Genomic DNA, 17,979 nt, shown 5'->3' with positions numbered 1-17,979 from the left:
GGGACAGGTTCCAGATAACTCAACGTATTAGATAGATAAGGAATACCCCCATGTCAGAACGTTTCCCAAATGACGTGGATCCGATCGAAACTCGCGACTGGCTACAGGCGATCGAATCGGTCATCCGTGAAGAAGGTGTTGAGCGCGCTCAGTATCTGATTGACCAGCTTCTTTCTGAAGCCCGCAAAGGCGGCGTGAAAGTAGCGGCAGGTACTGGGGCAAGCAATTACATCAACACTATTGCCGTTGAAGATGAGCCGGAATACCCGGGCAATCTGGAGCTGGAGCGTCGAATTCGTTCTGCTATCCGTTGGAACGCCATCATGACCGTGCTGCGTGCGTCTAAAAAAGACCTCGAGCTGGGCGGCCACATGGCATCCTTCCAGTCTTCTGCGACGGTGTACGATGTTTGCTTCAACCATTTCTTCCGCGCCCGCAATGAGCAGGATGGCGGCGACCTGGTTTACTTCCAGGGTCATATCTCCCCGGGCATTTACGCCCGTGCGTTCCTGGAAGGCCGTCTGACTGAAGAGCAGATGGACAACTTCCGTCAGGAAGTTCATGGCAATGGCCTGTCTTCCTACCCGCACCCGAAACTGATGCCGGAATTCTGGCAGTTCCCGACCGTTTCTATGGGTCTGGGCCCAATCGGTGCTATCTATCAGGCTAAATTCCTGAAATATCTGGAACACCGTGGCCTGAAAGACACCTCCAAACAGACCGTTTACGCTTTCCTGGGCGACGGTGAAATGGACGAACCGGAATCCAAAGGGGCGATCACCATCGCGACCCGTGAAAAACTGGACAACCTGGTCTTCGTCATCAACTGTAACCTGCAGCGTCTGGATGGCCCGGTCACCGGTAACGGCAAAATCGTTAACGAACTGGAAGGCATCTTCGAGGGCGCTGGCTGGAACGTAATTAAAGTGATGTGGGGCGGTCGTTGGGATGAGCTGCTGCGTAAAGATACCAGCGGTAAACTGATCCAACTGATGAACGAAACCGTTGACGGCGACTACCAGACCTTCAAATCCAAAGATGGCGCGTACGTTCGCGAGCACTTCTTCGGTAAATACCCGGAAACCGCAGCACTGGTTGCAGACTGGACTGATGAGCAGATCTGGGCGCTGAACCGTGGTGGTCACGATCCGAAGAAAGTTTACGCGGCACTGAAAAAAGCGCAAGAAACCAAAGGCAAAGCAACGGTAATCCTGGCTCATACCATCAAAGGTTATGGCATGGGTGACACTGCCGAAGGTAAAAACATCGCGCACCAGGTGAAGAAAATGAACATGGACGGCGTGCGTCATATCCGCGACCGTTTCAATGTTCCTGTCACTGACGAGCAGGTTGAAAAACTGTCCTACATTACCTTCCCGGAAGGTTCTGAAGAACACAAGTATCTGCACGAACGTCGCCAGGCGCTGCACGGCTACCTGCCGAGCCGCCAGCCGAACTTCACTGAGAAGCTGGAACTGCCGACCCTGGAAGACTTCGGCGCGCTGCTGGAAGAGCAGAACAAAGAAATCTCCACCACTATCGCTTTCGTTCGTGCCCTGAACGTGATGCTGAAGAACAAATCGATCAAAGACAGACTGGTTCCGATCATCGCCGACGAAGCGCGTACTTTCGGTATGGAAGGTCTGTTCCGTCAGATCGGTATTTACAGCCCGAACGGTCAGCAGTACACCCCGCAGGACCGTGAGCAGGTTGCATACTACAAAGAAGACGAGAAAGGTCAGATTCTGCAGGAAGGGATCAACGAGCTGGGTGCAGGGTCTTCCTGGCTGGCTGCGGCGACCTCTTACAGCACCAACAACCTGCCGATGATTCCGTTCTACATCTACTACTCCATGTTCGGGTTCCAGCGTATTGGCGACCTGTGCTGGGCAGCAGGTGACCAGCAGGCGCGTGGCTTCCTGATTGGCGGGACGTCTGGTCGTACAACGCTGAACGGCGAAGGTCTGCAGCACGAAGATGGTCACAGCCATATTCAGTCTCTGACTATCCCGAACTGTATCTCTTACGATCCGTCTTACGCGTACGAAGTTGCGGTCATCATGCACGATGGTCTGGAGCGTATGTACGGTGAGAAACAAGAGAACGTTTACTACTACATCACCACGCTGAACGAAAACTACCACATGCCAGCCATGCCGGAAGGTGCTGAGGAAGGTATCCGTAAAGGTATCTACAAACTCGAAACCCTGGAAGGTAGCAAAGGTAAAGTTCAGCTGCTGGGCTCCGGTTCTATCCTGCGTCACGTTCGTGAAGCGGCACAGATCCTGGCGAAAGACTACGGCGTGGGCTCTGACGTGTACAGCGTCACCTCCTTCACTGAACTGGCGCGTGATGGTCAGGACTGTGAACGCTGGAACATGCTGCACCCGCTGGAAACGCCGCGCGTTCCGTACATCGCTCAGGTGATGAACGACGCGCCGGCTGTAGCCTCAACTGACTATATGAAACTGTTTGCCGAACAGGTTCGTACTTATGTACCGGCTGATGATTATCGCGTACTGGGTACCGACGGTTTCGGTCGCTCTGACAGCCGTGAAAACCTGCGTCACCACTTCGAAGTGGATGCTTCCTACGTGGTTGTAGCGGCACTGGGCGAACTGGCTAAACGTGGCGAAATCGATAAGAAAGTGGTTGCGGATGCAATTACCAAATTCAACATCGATGCAGAAAAAGTTAACCCGCGTCTGGCGTAAGAGGTAAAAGAATAATGGCTATCGAAATCAAAGTACCGGACATCGGGGCAGATGAAGTTGAAATCACCGAGATCCTGGTCAAAGTGGGCGACAAGGTTGAAGCAGAACAGTCGCTGATCACCGTAGAAGGCGATAAAGCCTCTATGGAAGTCCCGTCTCCGCAGGCTGGCGTTGTTAAAGAGATCAAAGTCTCTGTTGGCGACAAAACCGAGACCGGCGCACTTATCATGATATTCGATTCCGCTGACGGTGCAGCAGCCGCTGCACCTGCTCCGGCAGAAGAGAAGAAAGAAGCGGCTCCGGCTGCGGCACCGGCTGCTGCGGCAGCGAAAGAAGTACACGTACCGGATATCGGCGGCGACGAAGTTGAAGTCACTGAAATCATGGTTAAAGTGGGCGACACCGTTGCGGCTGAACAGTCCCTGATCACCGTTGAAGGCGACAAGGCTTCGATGGAAGTCCCGGCCCCGTTCGCGGGTACCGTGAAAGAGATCAAAATCAACACCGGTGACAAAGTGTCCACCGGGTCGCTTATCATGGTCTTCGAAGTGGCGGGCGCGGCCCCGGCTGCGGCTCCAGCACAGGCGGCTGCTCCGGCAGCGGCGGCGGCACCTGCCGCTTCTGGCGCGAAAGACGTTAACGTACCGGATATCGGCGGTGACGAAGTTGAAGTGACCGAGGTGATGGTGAAAGTGGGCGACAAAGTGGCCGCTGAGCAGTCACTGATCACCGTTGAAGGCGATAAAGCGTCAATGGAAGTCCCGGCGCCGTTCGCGGGTACCGTTAAAGAAATCAAAATCAGCACCGGCGATAAAGTTAAAACCGGCTCTCTGATTATGGTCTTCGAAGTGGAAGGTGCAGCGCCTGCTGCTGCCACGCCACAGCAGGCTCCAGCACCGGCGGCCTCTGCACCTGCACCAGCTGCCGCTGCTCCAGCAGCGAAAGCCGAAGGCAAATCTGAGTTTGCTGAGAACGACGCTTACGTCCATGCGACCCCGCTGATTCGCCGTCTGGCGCGCGAGTTCGGTGTGAACCTGGCGAAAGTGAAGGGTACAGGCCGTAAAGGTCGCATCCTGCGCGAAGACGTTCAGACTTACGTGAAAGACGCTATTAAGCGTGCGGAAGCCGCTCCGGCAGCCGCAGCAGGTGGCGGTATTCCGGGCATGCTGCCGTGGCCGAAGGTCGACTTCAGCAAGTTTGGTGAAATCGAAGAAGTGGAACTGGGCCGCATCCAGAAAATCTCTGGTGCTAACCTGAGCCGTAACTGGGTGATGATCCCGCACGTTACGCACTTCGACAAAACCGATATCACCGATCTGGAAGCGTTCCGTAAACAGCAGAACGCTGAAGCTGAGAAGCGCAAACTGGATGTGAAATTCACCCCGGTGGTCTTCATCATGAAAGCGGTTGCTGCGGCGCTTGAGCAGATGCCACGCTTTAACAGTTCGCTGTCGGAAGACGGTCAGCGTCTGACGCTGAAGAAATACATCAATATCGGTGTGGCGGTTGATACGCCAAACGGTCTGGTTGTTCCGGTCTTTAAAGACGTGAACAAGAAGAGCGTTACCGAACTGTCTCGCGAACTGACGGTTATCTCTAAAAAAGCGCGTGACGGTAAGCTGACCGCGGGCGAAATGCAGGGCGGTTGCTTCACCATCTCCAGCATCGGCGGCCTGGGTACCACCCACTTTGCACCGATTGTGAACGCGCCGGAAGTGGCTATCCTCGGTGTGTCCAAGTCAGCGATGGAGCCGGTGTGGAACGGTAAAGAGTTTGTACCGCGTCTGATGATGCCTATCTCTCTGTCCTTCGACCACCGTGTGATTGACGGTGCTGATGGTGCGCGTTTCATTACCATCATCAACAATATGCTGTCTGACATTCGCCGCCTGGTGATGTAAGCAAAAAAGCCGGCCCGACGGCCGGCTTTTTTCTGGTAATCTCATGATGGTTTTGGGGTTATTGGTGCTAAAGATAAATCGTTGCCGTTTTGTTGTTTCAAAATTGTTAACAATTTTGTAAAATACGGACGGATAGAACGACCCGGTGGACGATGGGCGACAAGACCAGGGATCGCCGGAAATAAATTAAGAGGTCATGATGAGTACTGAAATCAAAACTCAGGTCGTGGTACTTGGGGCAGGCCCCGCAGGTTACTCTGCAGCCTTCCGTTGCGCTGATTTAGGTCTGGAAACCGTAATCGTAGAACGTTACAGCACCCTCGGTGGTGTTTGTCTGAACGTCGGCTGTATCCCTTCTAAAGCACTGCTGCACGTTGCGAAAGTTATCGAAGAAGCCAAAGCGCTGGCTGAACACGGTATCGTCTTCGGCGAGCCGAAAACCGATATCGACAAAATTCGTACCTGGAAAGAAAAAGTAATCACTCAGCTGACCGGTGGTCTGGCGGGTATGGCAAAAGGCCGTAAAGTGAAAGTGGTTACCGGTCTGGGTAAATTCACCGGGGCGAACACCCTGGAAGTTGAAGGTGACAACGGCAAAACCGTGATCAACTTCGACAACGCGATCATCGCGGCGGGTTCCCGTCCGATCCAGTTGCCGTTCATTCCGCATGAAGATCCGCGTGTATGGGACTCCACCGACGCCCTGGAACTGAAATCCGTACCGAAGCGTCTGCTGGTCATGGGTGGCGGTATCATCGGTCTGGAAATGGGGACCGTGTACCATGCGCTGGGTTCAGAGATTGACGTGGTTGAAATGTTCGACCAGGTTATCCCGGCGGCTGACAAAGACATCGTTAAAGTCTTCACCAAACGTATCGGTAAGAAATTCAACCTGATGCTGGAAACCAAAGTGACTGCCGTTGAAGCGAAAAAAGACGGTATTTACGTTTCCATGGAAGGCAAAAAAGCCCCGGCTGAAGCACAGCGTTATGACGCGGTGCTGGTCGCCATCGGTCGTGTACCGAACGGTAAAAACCTCGACGCGGGCAAAGCTGGCGTGGAAGTGGACGACCGTGGCTTCATCCGCGTTGACAAACAGTTGCGCACCAACGTGCCGCACATCTTTGCTATCGGCGATATCGTCGGTCAGCCAATGCTGGCGCACAAAGGTGTTCACGAAGGTCACGTTGCCGCTGAAGTTATCGCCGGCATGAAACACTACTTCGATCCGAAAGTGATCCCATCCATTGCTTACACTGAACCAGAAGTGGCGTGGGTAGGTCTGACGGAGAAAGAAGCGAAAGAGAAAGGCATCAGCTATGAAACCGCCACCTTCCCGTGGGCTGCTTCTGGCCGTGCTATCGCTTCTGACTGCGCAGACGGTATGACCAAACTGATTTTCGACAAAGAAACTCACCGTGTGATCGGTGGTGCGATTGTCGGCACCAACGGCGGCGAACTGCTGGGTGAAATTGGTCTGGCGATCGAAATGGGTTGTGATGCAGAAGATATCGCGCTGACCATCCATGCGCACCCGACTCTGCACGAGTCTGTTGGTCTGGCGGCAGAAGTGTTCGAAGGTAGCATCACTGACCTGCCGAACGCGAAAGCGAAGAAGAAGAAGTAATCTTCAGCCTTCCAGCGACAAAAAAAGCGGCGTAAATGCCGCTTTTTTTATGCCTGTCACTCCACCGGTTTCCAGGGATCGTGTGGCGTAAATTTTTCTATGGCGATGGCTTTTAGCCCACTATCTTCCCCCAAATCCGTCTGATACACGCGGTCATCCTGGCTTACCATAAAGCTCATCACGCCTGTTTCACCCCAGCTGACGGGCCAGGCGAACAGCGCGAACCCTTTCTCGTTGTCGCTGGCAATAATGCGAAAATAGTAGCCGTGATACCCTTCACCAGGCGAGTCAGGGCTGAAGGCCGGTCCTAACGGGCTTGGCGTTTCGCCGGGTTTTACGGGCCAGTACAAACCATCCTGTTGACCGTTATGGCTGATAATCCGGGTGGCGAAAGCCTGTTTGCGCTGCCAGTAGTCGTACTGGGCATCGACATAGGCACGCATGGCCTGAATCGCCGAGAGTTCATTGCGACCTACCGTTCGCGTGAGGATCTCATCCTGCGCGGCAGACATATCAAAATGCCAGCCCTTGCTTGCCTTCACGATGGGGATGGGCAACTGCCAGTTCTCCTGACCGACGTTCAGATGGGCCACGTTACCTTGCTGCACAATCTGATGGCTGACCTTCCAGTCGCGGTTAAAGCGCGCGACGGCTTCCGGGTCCGCACCTTCCGGGGGTAAAAATTGTCGCCAGTCATCACCTAACAGAGCGGTCAGGTGTGCGTCGTTATTCCCGGCAATCGCACGGGAAAAGGCGTTAGCAGCTTCGTCTGGCGTGGCAAACATCTGCTGGGCGTAGCTCATTAATGGCAACGAGAGCAGCAGGGTGCTTAACAGTATTTTTTTCATTATGGGCTCCCGTTAGCGATGGCGAAATTGATGGTGTTCAGAAGCGCGATCGCGCGCGGGGGCAGGTTGCCCATGGCTGACATTACTCAGACGACGACTTTCCTGACCGCGCTGCTGCTGCGACTGCCAGGTCGGCGACCGACTGTCATTGCCGCTAAGGGCATTTGCCCGGTTTTGCTGGAATACCTGCTGACGCTGCTGTGGTGACGAGGACCCGACGTGCTGACGTACCGTATCCCGCTGCTGTTGTGAGACCGGGTGTTGCTGCGCTTTGGCCCTGAGATCGTCACGATGCTGTTGTTGTGCTGGCGTGGTTGATTGTTTCAACGTCTGCTGTGCACTCTGACGACGTGTGTTGTTGTCGTCATAGCCGCGATAATTATTGCGCTGGGCAACCTGATTCAACTGTTGAGAGGCCGCTTTACGCTGGGCATCGCGCGTTGTCGCAGTGGGTTGCTGAGGCAGCGCTTTAGACGCATCCGGATGACGCTGTTGTAGTTGCGCCATCGCCGCCTGGCGCTGGCTGTCGCGGGAAGCCGTCGCGGCAGGTTGCTGTGTGGCGCTGAGACCGCCGCTGACGTTGGTCGGATGGAAACGCTGCGCCGTTGAGGCGTTTTGATACGGCACTCCGCCGCGATAGGCCGGGTTGTGCTGCCAGGTCATGTTCTGCGTTTTCAGATTCTGCCCGGAGATGCGGTTGAAGTTATTAACGTTGATATTGATGTTATCGCCATTGTGCTGATAGCCATTACCGCCATGACGATCGTCGTCATGATGGTGATCGTCATCGTGGTGATGATCATCGTCATCCCAGTCGATATTGCTGAACAGTGCATAAGTGGTGGCAACGCCAAGGCTGTAGCCGAATCCCTTAACAAAACTCCCGGCAAACTGTTCGCCTGGCGTAGGGGGGAGATATACCGGCGGATACGCGGTGTTGGGCCAGGTACCATAAACCGTGGAAGGGTTATAGCTGGGGACGTACACCACCTGCGGATCGGCAGGTTCAATTTTAATCACCGTGGAGGCCGGTGCCGTAGAAACGGCGCTGGATTGCGTCGTGGAGGCGGTGGCTGAGGGCGCTGGAGTCACGCTCTTTTTCGGCGTGCTGGTTACCGTCTGCTGCGGGGTGGATTTCAGCGAGCCGGTTTGCTGGGCCAGTAAGCGCAGGCGCTGAACTGAATCCATGACATCCTGCGGTTGCGCCAGAAACGCATCACCGAGGTTTTGTACCCACTCCGGATTTTCCCCCATCAGCGTCATGAGTTGCGGAAAGGCAACCAACGACTTCACGCTGGGGTCCCATGGCTGGTTTGCAACCGCCTGAATGGCGGCATCGCCCTGTTGTGTTGGATTATCACGCGACCATTGCACCGCCTGAACGACGTTAGCCGGATAGGTCGCCGCCATCAGAACCTGAGAAAGTAGCGGGTCCGGATAGAGGGCAATCGGCGCAACCCATTGATCGATTTGCGCCGTGGTAAAGCTCGCTTTTGCAACCGGAGCCGGAGGGGCTTCGGCTGGCGCGGGCGGTTGTACCGCGACGGGCGTCGGGGCTTCCGGTGTGCGGCTTTTGACATACAGCATGCCTGAAGCAGCAAGTAGCCCGGCGCTACAGATCAGCGCAAGCACGTGGGGTTTAAAGGGCAACGTCATATTCTTACTCCCGATTTGCCTTGAAATCGCAATGGTCGAAGTGCTGCCACCCGCAGGTGCAGTGTTGCGTGAGTATAAAGAGACGATAGTTTAATTTTTGACTAATCTTGGGATCGGTACAGCAGAGTGATTATAAGAATGCGAAATAGTGTGACGATTCGTAACAGCGATTAATTCCCCGTTTCTGAAATCGAAAAGGGCATTAGACCATCCTTAACGATTCAGCCACTTTTTTATGTTGCTTTTTTGTAAACAGATTAACACCTCACTAAAATCCTGTTATTCTGCCCATTGCGGTACCGGGCATTTACCCTACAAACTGCTGTCTCACAGGAGCGTGAAGAGAATCGCCCATCGATAAAGCGCCGCACTATGACAATGAGAGCGAGGAGAACCGTCGTGCTAGAAGAATACCGTAAGCACGTAGCAGAACGTGCCGCCGAGGGGATTGTGCCCAAACCCTTAGATGCAACCCAAATGGCCGCGCTCGTCGAGCTGCTGAAAGCACCGCCTGCGGGCGAAGAAGAATTCCTGTTAGACCTGTTGATCAACCGTGTTCCCCCAGGCGTCGATGAAGCCGCCTATGTCAAAGCGGGTTTCCTCGCAGCCATCGCTAAAGGCGAAACAACTTCCCCACTGATTACGCCTGAAAAAGCGATTGAATTGCTCGGCACCATGCAGGGTGGTTACAACATCCATCCGCTGATCGACGCCCTGGACGATGCAAAACTGGCGCCGATTGCCGCCAAAGCGCTCTCCCATACTCTGCTGATGTTCGATAACTTCTATGACGTAGAAGAAAAAGCCAAAGCGGGTAACGAATTTGCGAAGCAGGTGATGCATTCCTGGGCTGATGCCGAATGGTTCCTGAGCCGTCCGCCGCTGGCTGAAAAAATGACCGTCACCGTCTTCAAAGTGACCGGTGAAACCAACACCGATGATCTGTCTCCGGCGCCGGATGCCTGGTCTCGTCCGGATATTCCACTTCACGCGTTAGCAATGTTGAAAAACGCCCGTGAAGGCATTGAGCCGGATCAGCCTGGCGTAGTGGGTCCGATCAAACAGATCGAAGCCCTGGCAAGTAAAGGCTATCCGTTGGCTTACGTCGGTGACGTTGTCGGTACCGGTTCTTCGCGTAAATCTGCCACCAACTCCGTGTTGTGGTTTATGGGCGATGACATTCCGCACGTGCCGAACAAACGCGGCGGCGGTCTGTGCCTCGGCGGTAAAATCGCACCTATCTTCTTCAACACCATGGAAGATGCGGGCGCGCTGCCAATCGAAGTTGACGTCAGCAACCTGAATATGGGTGATGTGATTGACGTTTACCCGTTCAAAGGTGAAGTCCGTAACCATGAAACCGGCGAACTGCTGGCGAGCTTTGAACTGAAAACCGACGTGCTGGTAGATGAAGTGCGCGCGGGCGGTCGTATTCCGCTGATCATCGGTCGCGGTCTGACCACCAAAGCGCGTGAAGCGCTGGGCCTGCCGCACAGCGACGTGTTCCGTCAGGCGAAAGATGTGGCGGAAAGCAACCGTGGTTACTCACTGGCACAGAAAATGGTCGGCCGTGCGTGCGGCGTAGCCGGTATCCGTCCGGGCGCGTACTGCGAACCGAAGATGACCTCCGTGGGTTCCCAGGATACCACCGGCCCAATGACCCGTGACGAACTGAAGGACCTGGCGTGCCTGGGCTTCTCTTCTGACCTGGTGATGCAGTCTTTCTGTCACACTGCGGCTTATCCGAAGCCGGTTGACGTCACCACGCACCACACGCTGCCGGACTTCATTATGAACCGTGGCGGTGTGTCGCTGCGTCCGGGCGATGGCGTGATCCACTCCTGGCTGAACCGTATGCTGCTGCCGGATACCGTCGGTACCGGTGGTGACTCCCACACCCGCTTCCCGATCGGGATTTCCTTCCCGGCAGGTTCAGGCCTGGTCGCGTTTGCTGCTGCGACCGGCGTGATGCCGCTGGACATGCCGGAATCGGTACTGGTGCGCTTTAAAGGCAAAATGCAGCCGGGGATTACCCTGCGCGATCTGGTACACGCTATTCCGCTGTACGCGATCAAACAGGGTCTGCTGACCGTCGAGAAGAAAGGCAAGAAGAACATCTTCTCTGGCCGTATTCTCGAAATCGAAGGTCTGCCGGATCTGAAAGTCGAGCAGGCGTTTGAGCTGACCGATGCTTCCGCCGAACGTTCAGCAGCAGGATGTACCATCAAGCTGAACAAAGAGCCGATCGTTGAATACCTGACCTCCAACATTGTTCTGCTGAAGTGGATGATCGCGGAAGGCTACGGCGACCGTCGTACGCTGGAACGTCGTGTGCAGGGCATGGAAAAATGGCTGGCGGAACCTGAACTGCTGGAAGGCGATGCGGATGCTGAATATGCCGCAGTAATCGACATCGATCTGGCCGATATCAAAGAGCCTATCCTGTGCGCGCCAAACGATCCGGATGACGCGCGTCTGCTCTCTGATGTTCAGGGCGATAAAATCGACGAAGTGTTCATCGGTTCCTGTATGACCAACATCGGTCACTTCCGTGCGGCCGGTAAGCTGCTGGATGCGCACAAAGGTCAATTGCCGACGCGTCTGTGGGTGGCACCGCCAACCCGTATGGATGCGGCACAGCTGACCGAAGAAGGCTACTACAGCGTCTTTGGTAAGAGCGGTGCGCGTATTGAAATCCCGGGCTGTTCACTGTGCATGGGTAACCAGGCGCGTGTGGCAGACGGGGCGACGGTGGTATCAACTTCCACGCGTAACTTCCCGAACCGTTTAGGGACCGGTGCGAACGTCTATCTGGCGTCTGCGGAGCTGGCGGCGGTTGCGGCACTGATCGGCAAACTGCCGACGCCGGAAGAGTACCAGACCTATGTGGCGCAGGTCGATAAAACGGCAGTCGACACCTATCGTTATCTGAACTTCGACCAGCTTTCTCAGTACACTGAGAAAGCAGACGGTGTGATTTTCCAGACAGCGGTGTAATGCGCTAACGCATTTCGCGTAAAAACGCATCAATGCCCGGAGAAGCGCGCTTCTCCGGGCATTTTTATTTCCATTCCTTATACGCGATCCGCTTTTTTTCTGCGCCCAGGCTGCGATAATTAAAACAAGGCGCAATGCGGTAATGGCGCATTGCCGGGAGCAGAGGATTACATTATGGATTACGAATTTCTGCGCGATGTTACCGGAGTGGTCAAGGTGCGCATGTCCATGGGTCACGAAGTGGTCGGGCACTGGTTTAATGAAGAAGTGAAAGAAAACCTGGCCCTGCTGGACGAAGTGGAACAGGCGGCACACGCGGTGAAAGGCAGCGAACGTTCCTGGCAACGGGCGGGGCACGAATATACGCTCTGGATGGATGGCGAAGAGGTGATGATCCGCGCCAATCAGCTGGAGTTTACCGGCGACGAAATGGAAGAGGGGATGAGTTACTACGATGAAGAGAGCCTGTCGCTGTGTGGCGTTGAGGATTTTCTTCAGGTGGTAAACGCATACCGGGAATTTCTGCGTCAATCCTGAGTTATTTCAATCATCAATGAAGCCGGGCGTCTGCGTCCGGCTTTTTTTTTGCAGAAAAATGATTGGTTGATTTTTATTAATCATTTTAAAACTGTGATCTGGCGCGTTTGTGATCTAAAATTGATTAAATATAATCGCTATGATTTTTTTTAATCACAACATAACAACAGGCGGGAAGACCATGAACATCAAAAAGGCAATAGAACGCATACCCGGCGGCATGATGGTCGTGCCATTGGTTATCGGTGCCATTATTAATACCTTTGCCCCGCAGGCGCTGGAAATCGGCGGCTTTACCACCGCGCTGTTTAAAAACGGCGCTGCGCCGTTGATCGGCGCATTCCTGCTGTGTATGGGCGCAGGGATCAGCGTAAAAGCAGCGCCTCAGGCTTTGCTGCAAGGGGGCACGATCACCCTGACCAAGTTGCTGGTGGCCATCGCGATCGGCCTGGGGGTTGAACACCTGTTCGGAGCGGAAGGGATCTTTGGCTTAAGCGGCCTGGCCATTATTGCCGCCATGAGCAACTCGAACGGGGGGCTGTACGCGGCGTTAGTCGGTGAGTTCGGCAACGAACGTGATGTCGGCGCAATCTCTATTCTGTCTCTTAATGACGGTCCGTTCTTTACGATGATCGCGCTGGGTGCCGCAGGGATGGCCAACATTCCAATTATGGCGCTGGTGGCGGTACTGGTTCCCCTGGTGGTCGGCATGATCCTCGGTAATCTCGATCACAACATGCGTGACTTCCTGACCAAAGGCGGACCGCTATTGATTCCGTTTTTTGCCTTTGCGCTCGGCGCCGGCATCAACCTTGAAATGCTGTTGCAGGGCGGTCTGGCGGGCATTCTGCTTGGTGTACTGACCACGTTCATTGGCGGTTTCTTTAACATCCGCGCAGACCGTCTGGTGGGAGGAAGCGGGATTGCCGGAGCGGCAGCCTCCAGTACCGCCGGTAACGCCGTCGCGACGCCACTGGCTATTGCCCAGGCCGATCCTTCATTGGCGGAAGTCGCCGCCGCTGCCGCGCCGCTGATTGCCGCCTCCGTGATTACCACTGCGATCCTGACCCCGATCCTCACCTCGTGGGTGGCCAAAAAGCAGGCGCGTCAGGTTGCTCAGGAGAATAAAGCATGAAAATGATCGTTATCGCCGATGATTTTACGGGCTCTAACGATACCGGCGTGCAACTGGCAAAAAAAGGCGCACGTACGGAGGTGATGCTCACCCCGGCACAGAAGCCTTCACGGCGTGCCGATGTGCTGGTTATCAACACAGAGAGCCGGGCAATCCCAGCGGCGCAAGCCGCGCAGGCGGTTCAACAGGCGTTAGTCCCCTGGTGTGAAGGGGCCGCCACGCCGCTGGTGTATAAAAAAATCGATTCTACGTTTCGTGGCAACGTGGGGGCCGAGGTAACTGCGGCGATGCGCGCCGCCAACCGGAAACTGGCCGTGATTGCCGCAGCAATCCCCGCCGCAGGGCGCACGACGCGTGATGGACTGTGCCTGGTCAATGGAACACCGCTACTGGAGACTGAATTTGCCAGCGATCCCAAAACGCCGATTATCTCTTCGCGCATTGCGGAACTGGTCACGCTGCAAAGTGACATTCCGGTGCATGAAGTGTCGCTCGACGATGTCCGACAGGGACGACTGAGCGCGCGGTTAGTCGCTTTCGCGGCAGAAGGTGAGTGCATGGTGGTAGTGGATGCGGTTGATGACCGCGATTTGTCGCTGATTGCGCATGCCGTCTGCGAGCAGGAGGTACTGCCGTTACTGGTCGGTGCCGCCGGGCTTGCCAATGCCCTACCCGTCAGAATGTTCATGCAGGAAAAGCAGGAGCTTCCGGTGCTGGTTGTCGCGGGTTCGATGAGTGAAGCCACGCGGCGTCAGGTAGACAAAGCGCTGTGTCAGGACAGGGCGAAGGTTGTCGATATCGATGTTTCACGGTTGGCCTCTGCCCATTTCGAACAGGAAATTGCGTCCGTCGTGGAGCAGGCCTGCACGCTGTTGAGCCGCCAGCACCATACGATTTTACGTACCAGCCGGTGTGCGCAAGACCGGCAGATGATCGACACGCTGTGTGCCAGCGTGGGGATGCGTCGTCAGGCGCTTGGCGAACGGTTGAGCCAGCGTCTTGGGACAATCACGTTGCACATTATTGAGCAGGCGCGCATTGGCGGTCTGTTCCTGACCGGGGGGGATATCGCGACCGCTGTTGCCAGTGCGCTGGGGGCGGAAGGCTATCGCATTCAACGCGAGGTGGCCCCCTGTATTCCGTGCGGAACGTTTGTGAACAGCGAGATTGACGATCTGCCGGTGATCACCAAAGCGGGCGGATTCGGCTCCGACAGTACCCTTTGTGATGCGCTTTATTTTATTGAGGAGATGTACAGTGGTAACTAAAACAATTGCGATTACGATGGGCGACCCCGCGGGGATCGGTCCGGAAATTATTGTTAAAGCGCTCAGCGAAGATGAACTTAACGGCGCGCCGCTGGTGGTGGTGGGATGCCTGCAAACTCTGAAGCGGCTGCAGGCCAATGGTCTGGCTGAAGGCGTGACGTTCCGCGCCATTACGCGGGTTGCGGATGCCCGATTCGCGCCTGGCATCATTCATGTGATTGATGAACCGCTGGCGCAACCGGAGGCGCTGGAGCCGGGCAAAGTACAGGCGCAGGCGGGCGATCTGGCCTATCGCTGCGTAAAACGGGCGACGGAACTGGCGATGAAAGGCGACGTCCACGCCATCGCCACCGCACCGTTGAACAAAGAAGCGCTGCATCTTGGTGGACACAATTTCCCGGGACACACCGAGCTGCTGGCGACGCTGACGGAAAGCCGCGATTACGCGATGGTGCTTTATACCGATAAGCTGAAAGTCATTCATGTTTCCACCCACATCGCCCTGCGTAAGTTCCTCGATACCCTGAACGGTCAGCGTGTGGAGACCGTGATTGGCATCGCTGATACCTTCCTCAAGCGCGTAGGGTATGCGCATCCACGTATTGCGGTGGCAGGGGTGAACCCGCATGCCGGTGAGAACGGATTGTTTGGCGATGAGGAGATTCGCATTGTCGGACCGGCGATTGAGCACATGAAGGCGAAGGGGATGGCGGTTTATGGCCCATGCCCGCCGGATACGGTGTTTTTACAGGCGTATGAAGGTCAATATGACATGGTGGTGGCGATGTACCACGACCAGGGCCATATCCCGCTGAAGCTGCTGGGTTTTTATGATGGCGTCAATATCACGGCGGGTTTGCCGTTTATCCGCACCTCTGCCGATCACGGAACGGCGTTTGATATCGCCTGGACGGGAAAAGCAAAATCTGAGAGCATGGCCGTATCGATTAAACTGGCAATGCAACTGGCGTAATTTCCTGTTATGAAAGGACAACACCGTCTGGATAAGATTGTGGCGTATTTGAAAAATCATACGCTGGTTACCGTGGAGCAACTGGTGGATGCCGTTGATGCATCTCCGGCAACGATACGACGCGATCTGATCAAACTGGATGAACAAGGTGTGATCAGCCGCAGCCACGGCGGTGTTGCGTTACGGCGCTTTGAACCTGCACAACCGACGACTAACGAGAAGCAACTGCGATCGCCCGCTGAAAAAAGGGCGATTGCGCGTTATGCGGCTTCGATGGTACATGCGGGCGATGCCGTGGTGCTCGATGCCGGCACCACCATGCTGGAGCTGGCAAAATGTTTAACCCATCTTCCTCTCAGAGTGATCACCGTTGATCTGCATATCGCCCTGTTTTTATCCGAGTTTCGCCAGATAGAGGTCACGATTGTCGGTGGGCGGATTGATGATAGCAGTCAGTCCTGTATCGGCGAGTTTGGCCGCAAAATGCTGCGCAGCGTCTACCCGGATATCGCCTTTATGAGCTGTAATACCTGGAGTATGGAAAAGGGCGTGACCACGCCGACAGAGGACAAAGCGGGGCTGAAGCAGGAAATTATCGCCAACGCCCAACGTAAGGTGTTACTCGCCGACAGCAGCAAATATGGCGCGCATTCCTTGTTTAATGTTGCTTCGCTCAGTCGCTTTACCGACGTTGTGACCGATGTTAATTTACCGCAAGCCGTGCAGGCCGAACTGAAGGCGCAATCCGTCGCCCTGACGCTGGTACAGCCTGAGTAACACCGTAACCGACGTTGGGATAACCCCAGGAGATGAGTGATGGGTAATGAAATACCGCTGAAATATTATGACATTGTGGATGAGTATTCGACGGAGTGTGCGAAACCCGTAGAGGATTCAGAACGTGAACCCCTGGCGCTCTATTTTCAGCTACTGATTACGCGTTTGATGAATAACGAAGAGATCAGCGAAGACGCGCAACAAGAGATGGCCAGCGAAGCCGGCATTGATGCGCTTCGCATTGATGAGATCGCGGAATTCCTTAATCAATGGGGGAATGAATAGTCCCCGTTGAGGTCTATTTGGATAAGGACACGCAATGATGTTCGTCGTGTCCGCGCTTCTTAAGTGTATTAGCTCAGATTTGACCTGGCACCGCTATGGCACAGATCTAAACCTAATCTGACAGGCGGCTCTGTACCAAGAGCGGACATTATAGATGGTATATGTAGAAAGTGAACATGCGTCGATTGTATGATTTAGCAGTCACTTAATTATTGGATAACTCACACAAGTATGGCCGTTGCTTATAGCATACATTTGGTTTCCCTTAAGATTTACAAATGGAAATGTCGTATACTCATAATTTATAGAGGTCATATTAAATGTAAGGAATTTATCTTCAAGATCTAATTTTGTTGAGTGGGCAGGGTATGTTCCTTCATTTTTCATTGTGATAATAAAACCGATAGGGAAAAAATGTAAAGCACAAATAAATGCCACATGTCCTTCGTTCATAAATGCTACACTTTGAGCGGATATGTGCATTCTGTGTGGGTAGAACCAGTAGTAAATATCATGAGTCTCCTCAAAACTTGGATTTTTACCCAATACATAATCCTTTAAAGGTGTATAGAAGGGGCTATCTACGGGTTCTTTTTTACAATCTTCAACGGAAGTTGCTGATAATACGTGTCCAATCATAGCCTTAGTGAAAGATATGCTATCAAAAGGTATTCTAATGAATGGATATACATTCATACCATTCATATATTGACTCAACTGTTCTTTAAAGGAGTTTGCTACATTTTCAATTGCAACATCGAGCCCACCCAACACCTTATTGTTGCAGTGGCTGCAAATAGTTCTGAAATAAGAACCGTTTTTAGCATTTAATGGTTTAACTGGTTCCTGAGTATTAAAAAATTCGCTAACTGTTTTCTGAAGGACAGGACCTAAGGTTATGGCGCACTTTGGAGGGACATGATCTTTTGTGAGCAAGTCATATTTTCCACAAATATTGCAATAACCTTTAGTAATGCCATTGTGCTTCCATCGTTCACTAATTTTTGTCATTTTTATTCCTTCAGTAGCATAAGCTATCTATACCTTTTTTAATCCTATCAAAGATACAACTTAATGTCAGGAAATGATAATGTTTACCTAAGTGATACAATTAACTTCAACTCGTAACAGTCCGCTTCACGCCCTGAGACATTCGACAAGCTTTTTATGGCTTCAGTAAGGGCGAGTGTCTCGCTTCGAGAGCCAGCAAATATTTCGCTTCGTCATAACAGGTTCTGGCCTTCCAGCAGCGGTAAATGAT

13 protein-coding genes are annotated in these 17,979 nt (G+C 53.9%); 10 read left to right on the top strand and 3 right to left on the bottom strand.

All coding sequences use genetic code 11. From position 1 onward, the window contains the following. Window positions 1-50: 50 nt before the first annotated feature. The 3 genes from aceE to lpdA all read left to right on the top strand — a co-directional run bounded on the left by aceE (window position 51) and on the right by lpdA (window position 6,242). Window positions 51-2,714: a pyruvate dehydrogenase (acetyl-transferring), homodimeric type gene (gene aceE, locus QQZ17_RS09105; protein ID WP_046475539.1), complete on the top strand. Its 2,664-nt coding sequence runs from the start codon at window positions 51-53 to the stop codon at window positions 2,712-2,714. 14 nt (window positions 2,715-2,728) lie between these two features. After that, window positions 2,729-4,615, top strand: coding sequence for a pyruvate dehydrogenase complex dihydrolipoyllysine-residue acetyltransferase (gene aceF, locus QQZ17_RS09100; RefSeq protein WP_152405854.1), 1,887 nt, complete (start codon window positions 2,729-2,731; stop codon window positions 4,613-4,615). A 199-nt stretch (window positions 4,616-4,814) separates the two neighbouring features. Beyond that, window positions 4,815-6,242: a dihydrolipoyl dehydrogenase gene (lpdA, locus tag QQZ17_RS09095; RefSeq protein ID WP_152406395.1), complete on the top strand. Its 1,428-nt coding sequence runs from the start codon at window positions 4,815-4,817 to the stop codon at window positions 6,240-6,242. Between the two features lie 56 nt (window positions 6,243-6,298). Here the strand turns inward: lpdA and QQZ17_RS09090 are convergent, their stop codons facing one another. Continuing rightward, complete coding sequence (locus QQZ17_RS09090) at window positions 6,299-7,090, bottom strand: DUF2950 family protein (RefSeq protein WP_152405853.1); 792 nt, start codon at window positions 7,088-7,090, stop codon at window positions 6,299-6,301. Window positions 7,091-7,102: 12 nt separating this feature from the next. Beyond that, window positions 7,103-8,746, bottom strand: a complete 1,644-nt coding sequence (locus QQZ17_RS09085) for a DUF3300 domain-containing protein (protein WP_152405852.1) — start codon at window positions 8,744-8,746, stop codon at window positions 7,103-7,105. Between the two features lie 399 nt (window positions 8,747-9,145). Here QQZ17_RS09085 and acnB point away from each other — a divergent pair, with 399 nt between their 5' ends. The 7 genes from acnB (at window position 9,146) to QQZ17_RS09050 (ending at window position 16,718) form a co-directional block, all read left to right on the top strand. Continuing rightward, the gene (acnB, locus tag QQZ17_RS09080; RefSeq protein WP_152405851.1) at window positions 9,146-11,743 is read left to right on the top strand and encodes a bifunctional aconitate hydratase 2/2-methylisocitrate dehydratase; all 2,598 of its coding nucleotides are present in this window, start codon (window positions 9,146-9,148) and stop codon (window positions 11,741-11,743) included. A gap of 174 nt (window positions 11,744-11,917) precedes the next feature. Next, the gene (gene yacL, locus QQZ17_RS09075) at window positions 11,918-12,280 is read left to right on the top strand and encodes a protein YacL (protein WP_125368799.1); all 363 of its coding nucleotides are present in this window, start codon (window positions 11,918-11,920) and stop codon (window positions 12,278-12,280) included. A gap of 181 nt (window positions 12,281-12,461) precedes the next feature. Continuing rightward, window positions 12,462-13,415 (top strand): 2-keto-3-deoxygluconate permease 1, encoded by a 954-nt coding sequence (locus QQZ17_RS09070; protein WP_152405850.1) that lies wholly within the window; start codon window positions 12,462-12,464, stop codon window positions 13,413-13,415. Further along, the gene (gene dtnK, locus QQZ17_RS09065; RefSeq protein ID WP_152405849.1) at window positions 13,412-14,683 is read left to right on the top strand and encodes a D-threonate kinase; all 1,272 of its coding nucleotides are present in this window, start codon (window positions 13,412-13,414) and stop codon (window positions 14,681-14,683) included. The genes QQZ17_RS09070 and dtnK overlap by 4 nt, the downstream gene beginning before the upstream one ends. Beyond that, window positions 14,673-15,656 carry a D-threonate 4-phosphate dehydrogenase gene (locus tag QQZ17_RS09060; RefSeq protein ID WP_152405848.1) on the top strand — a complete coding sequence of 328 codons (984 nt, stop codon included), beginning with the start codon at window positions 14,673-14,675 and terminating at the stop codon, window positions 15,654-15,656. Before dtnK ends, QQZ17_RS09060 begins: the two co-directional genes overlap by 11 nt. Window positions 15,657-15,665: 9 nt before the next feature. After that, window positions 15,666-16,433 carry a DeoR/GlpR family DNA-binding transcription regulator gene (locus tag QQZ17_RS09055; protein ID WP_046475565.1) on the top strand — a complete coding sequence of 256 codons (768 nt, stop codon included), beginning with the start codon at window positions 15,666-15,668 and terminating at the stop codon, window positions 16,431-16,433. Window positions 16,434-16,472: 39 nt separating this feature from the next. Further along, window positions 16,473-16,718, top strand: a complete 246-nt coding sequence (locus QQZ17_RS09050; RefSeq protein ID WP_152405847.1) for a YmjA family protein — start codon at window positions 16,473-16,475, stop codon at window positions 16,716-16,718. Window positions 16,719-16,919: 201 nt separating this feature from the next. Here QQZ17_RS09050 and QQZ17_RS09045 read toward each other — a convergent pair whose 3' ends face one another. Next, window positions 16,920-17,729, bottom strand: a complete 810-nt coding sequence (locus tag QQZ17_RS09045; protein ID WP_152405846.1) for a chaperonin — start codon at window positions 17,727-17,729, stop codon at window positions 16,920-16,922. Between the last annotated feature and the right edge of the window lie 250 nt (window positions 17,730-17,979).

This window comes from Citrobacter sp. T1.2D-1 (assembly GCF_950098555.1).
Classification (GTDB): Bacteria; Pseudomonadota; Gammaproteobacteria; order Enterobacterales; family Enterobacteriaceae; genus Citrobacter_A; species Citrobacter_A telavivensis.
Note: the sequence above shows the minus strand (reverse complement) of the source record. Positions and strands in the feature narration are given on the sequence as shown.

What these genes read in the sequence shown, in the direction of transcription:
- QQZ17_RS09090 (WP_152405853.1), bottom strand. Translation starts at nt 7,090, where the DNA reads ATGAAAAAAATACTGTTAAGCACCCTGCTGCTCTCGTTGCCATTAATG.
- QQZ17_RS09085 (WP_152405852.1), bottom strand. Translation starts at nt 8,746, where the DNA reads ATGACGTTGCCCTTTAAACCCCACGTGCTTGCGCTGATCTGTAGCGCC.
- dtnK (WP_152405849.1), top strand. Translation starts at nt 13,412, where the DNA reads ATGAAAATGATCGTTATCGCCGATGATTTTACGGGCTCTAACGATACC.
- QQZ17_RS09055 (WP_046475565.1), top strand. Translation starts at nt 15,666, where the DNA reads ATGAAAGGACAACACCGTCTGGATAAGATTGTGGCGTATTTGAAAAAT.
- yacL (WP_125368799.1), top strand. Translation starts at nt 11,918, where the DNA reads ATGGATTACGAATTTCTGCGCGATGTTACCGGAGTGGTCAAGGTGCGC.
- aceF (WP_152405854.1), top strand. Translation starts at nt 2,729, where the DNA reads ATGGCTATCGAAATCAAAGTACCGGACATCGGGGCAGATGAAGTTGAA.
- QQZ17_RS09045 (WP_152405846.1), bottom strand. Translation starts at nt 17,729, where the DNA reads ATGACAAAAATTAGTGAACGATGGAAGCACAATGGCATTACTAAAGGT.
- QQZ17_RS09050 (WP_152405847.1), top strand. Translation starts at nt 16,473, where the DNA reads ATGGGTAATGAAATACCGCTGAAATATTATGACATTGTGGATGAGTAT.
- lpdA (WP_152406395.1), top strand. Translation starts at nt 4,815, where the DNA reads ATGAGTACTGAAATCAAAACTCAGGTCGTGGTACTTGGGGCAGGCCCC.
- aceE (WP_046475539.1), top strand. Translation starts at nt 51, where the DNA reads ATGTCAGAACGTTTCCCAAATGACGTGGATCCGATCGAAACTCGCGAC.
- QQZ17_RS09070 (WP_152405850.1), top strand. Translation starts at nt 12,462, where the DNA reads ATGAACATCAAAAAGGCAATAGAACGCATACCCGGCGGCATGATGGTC.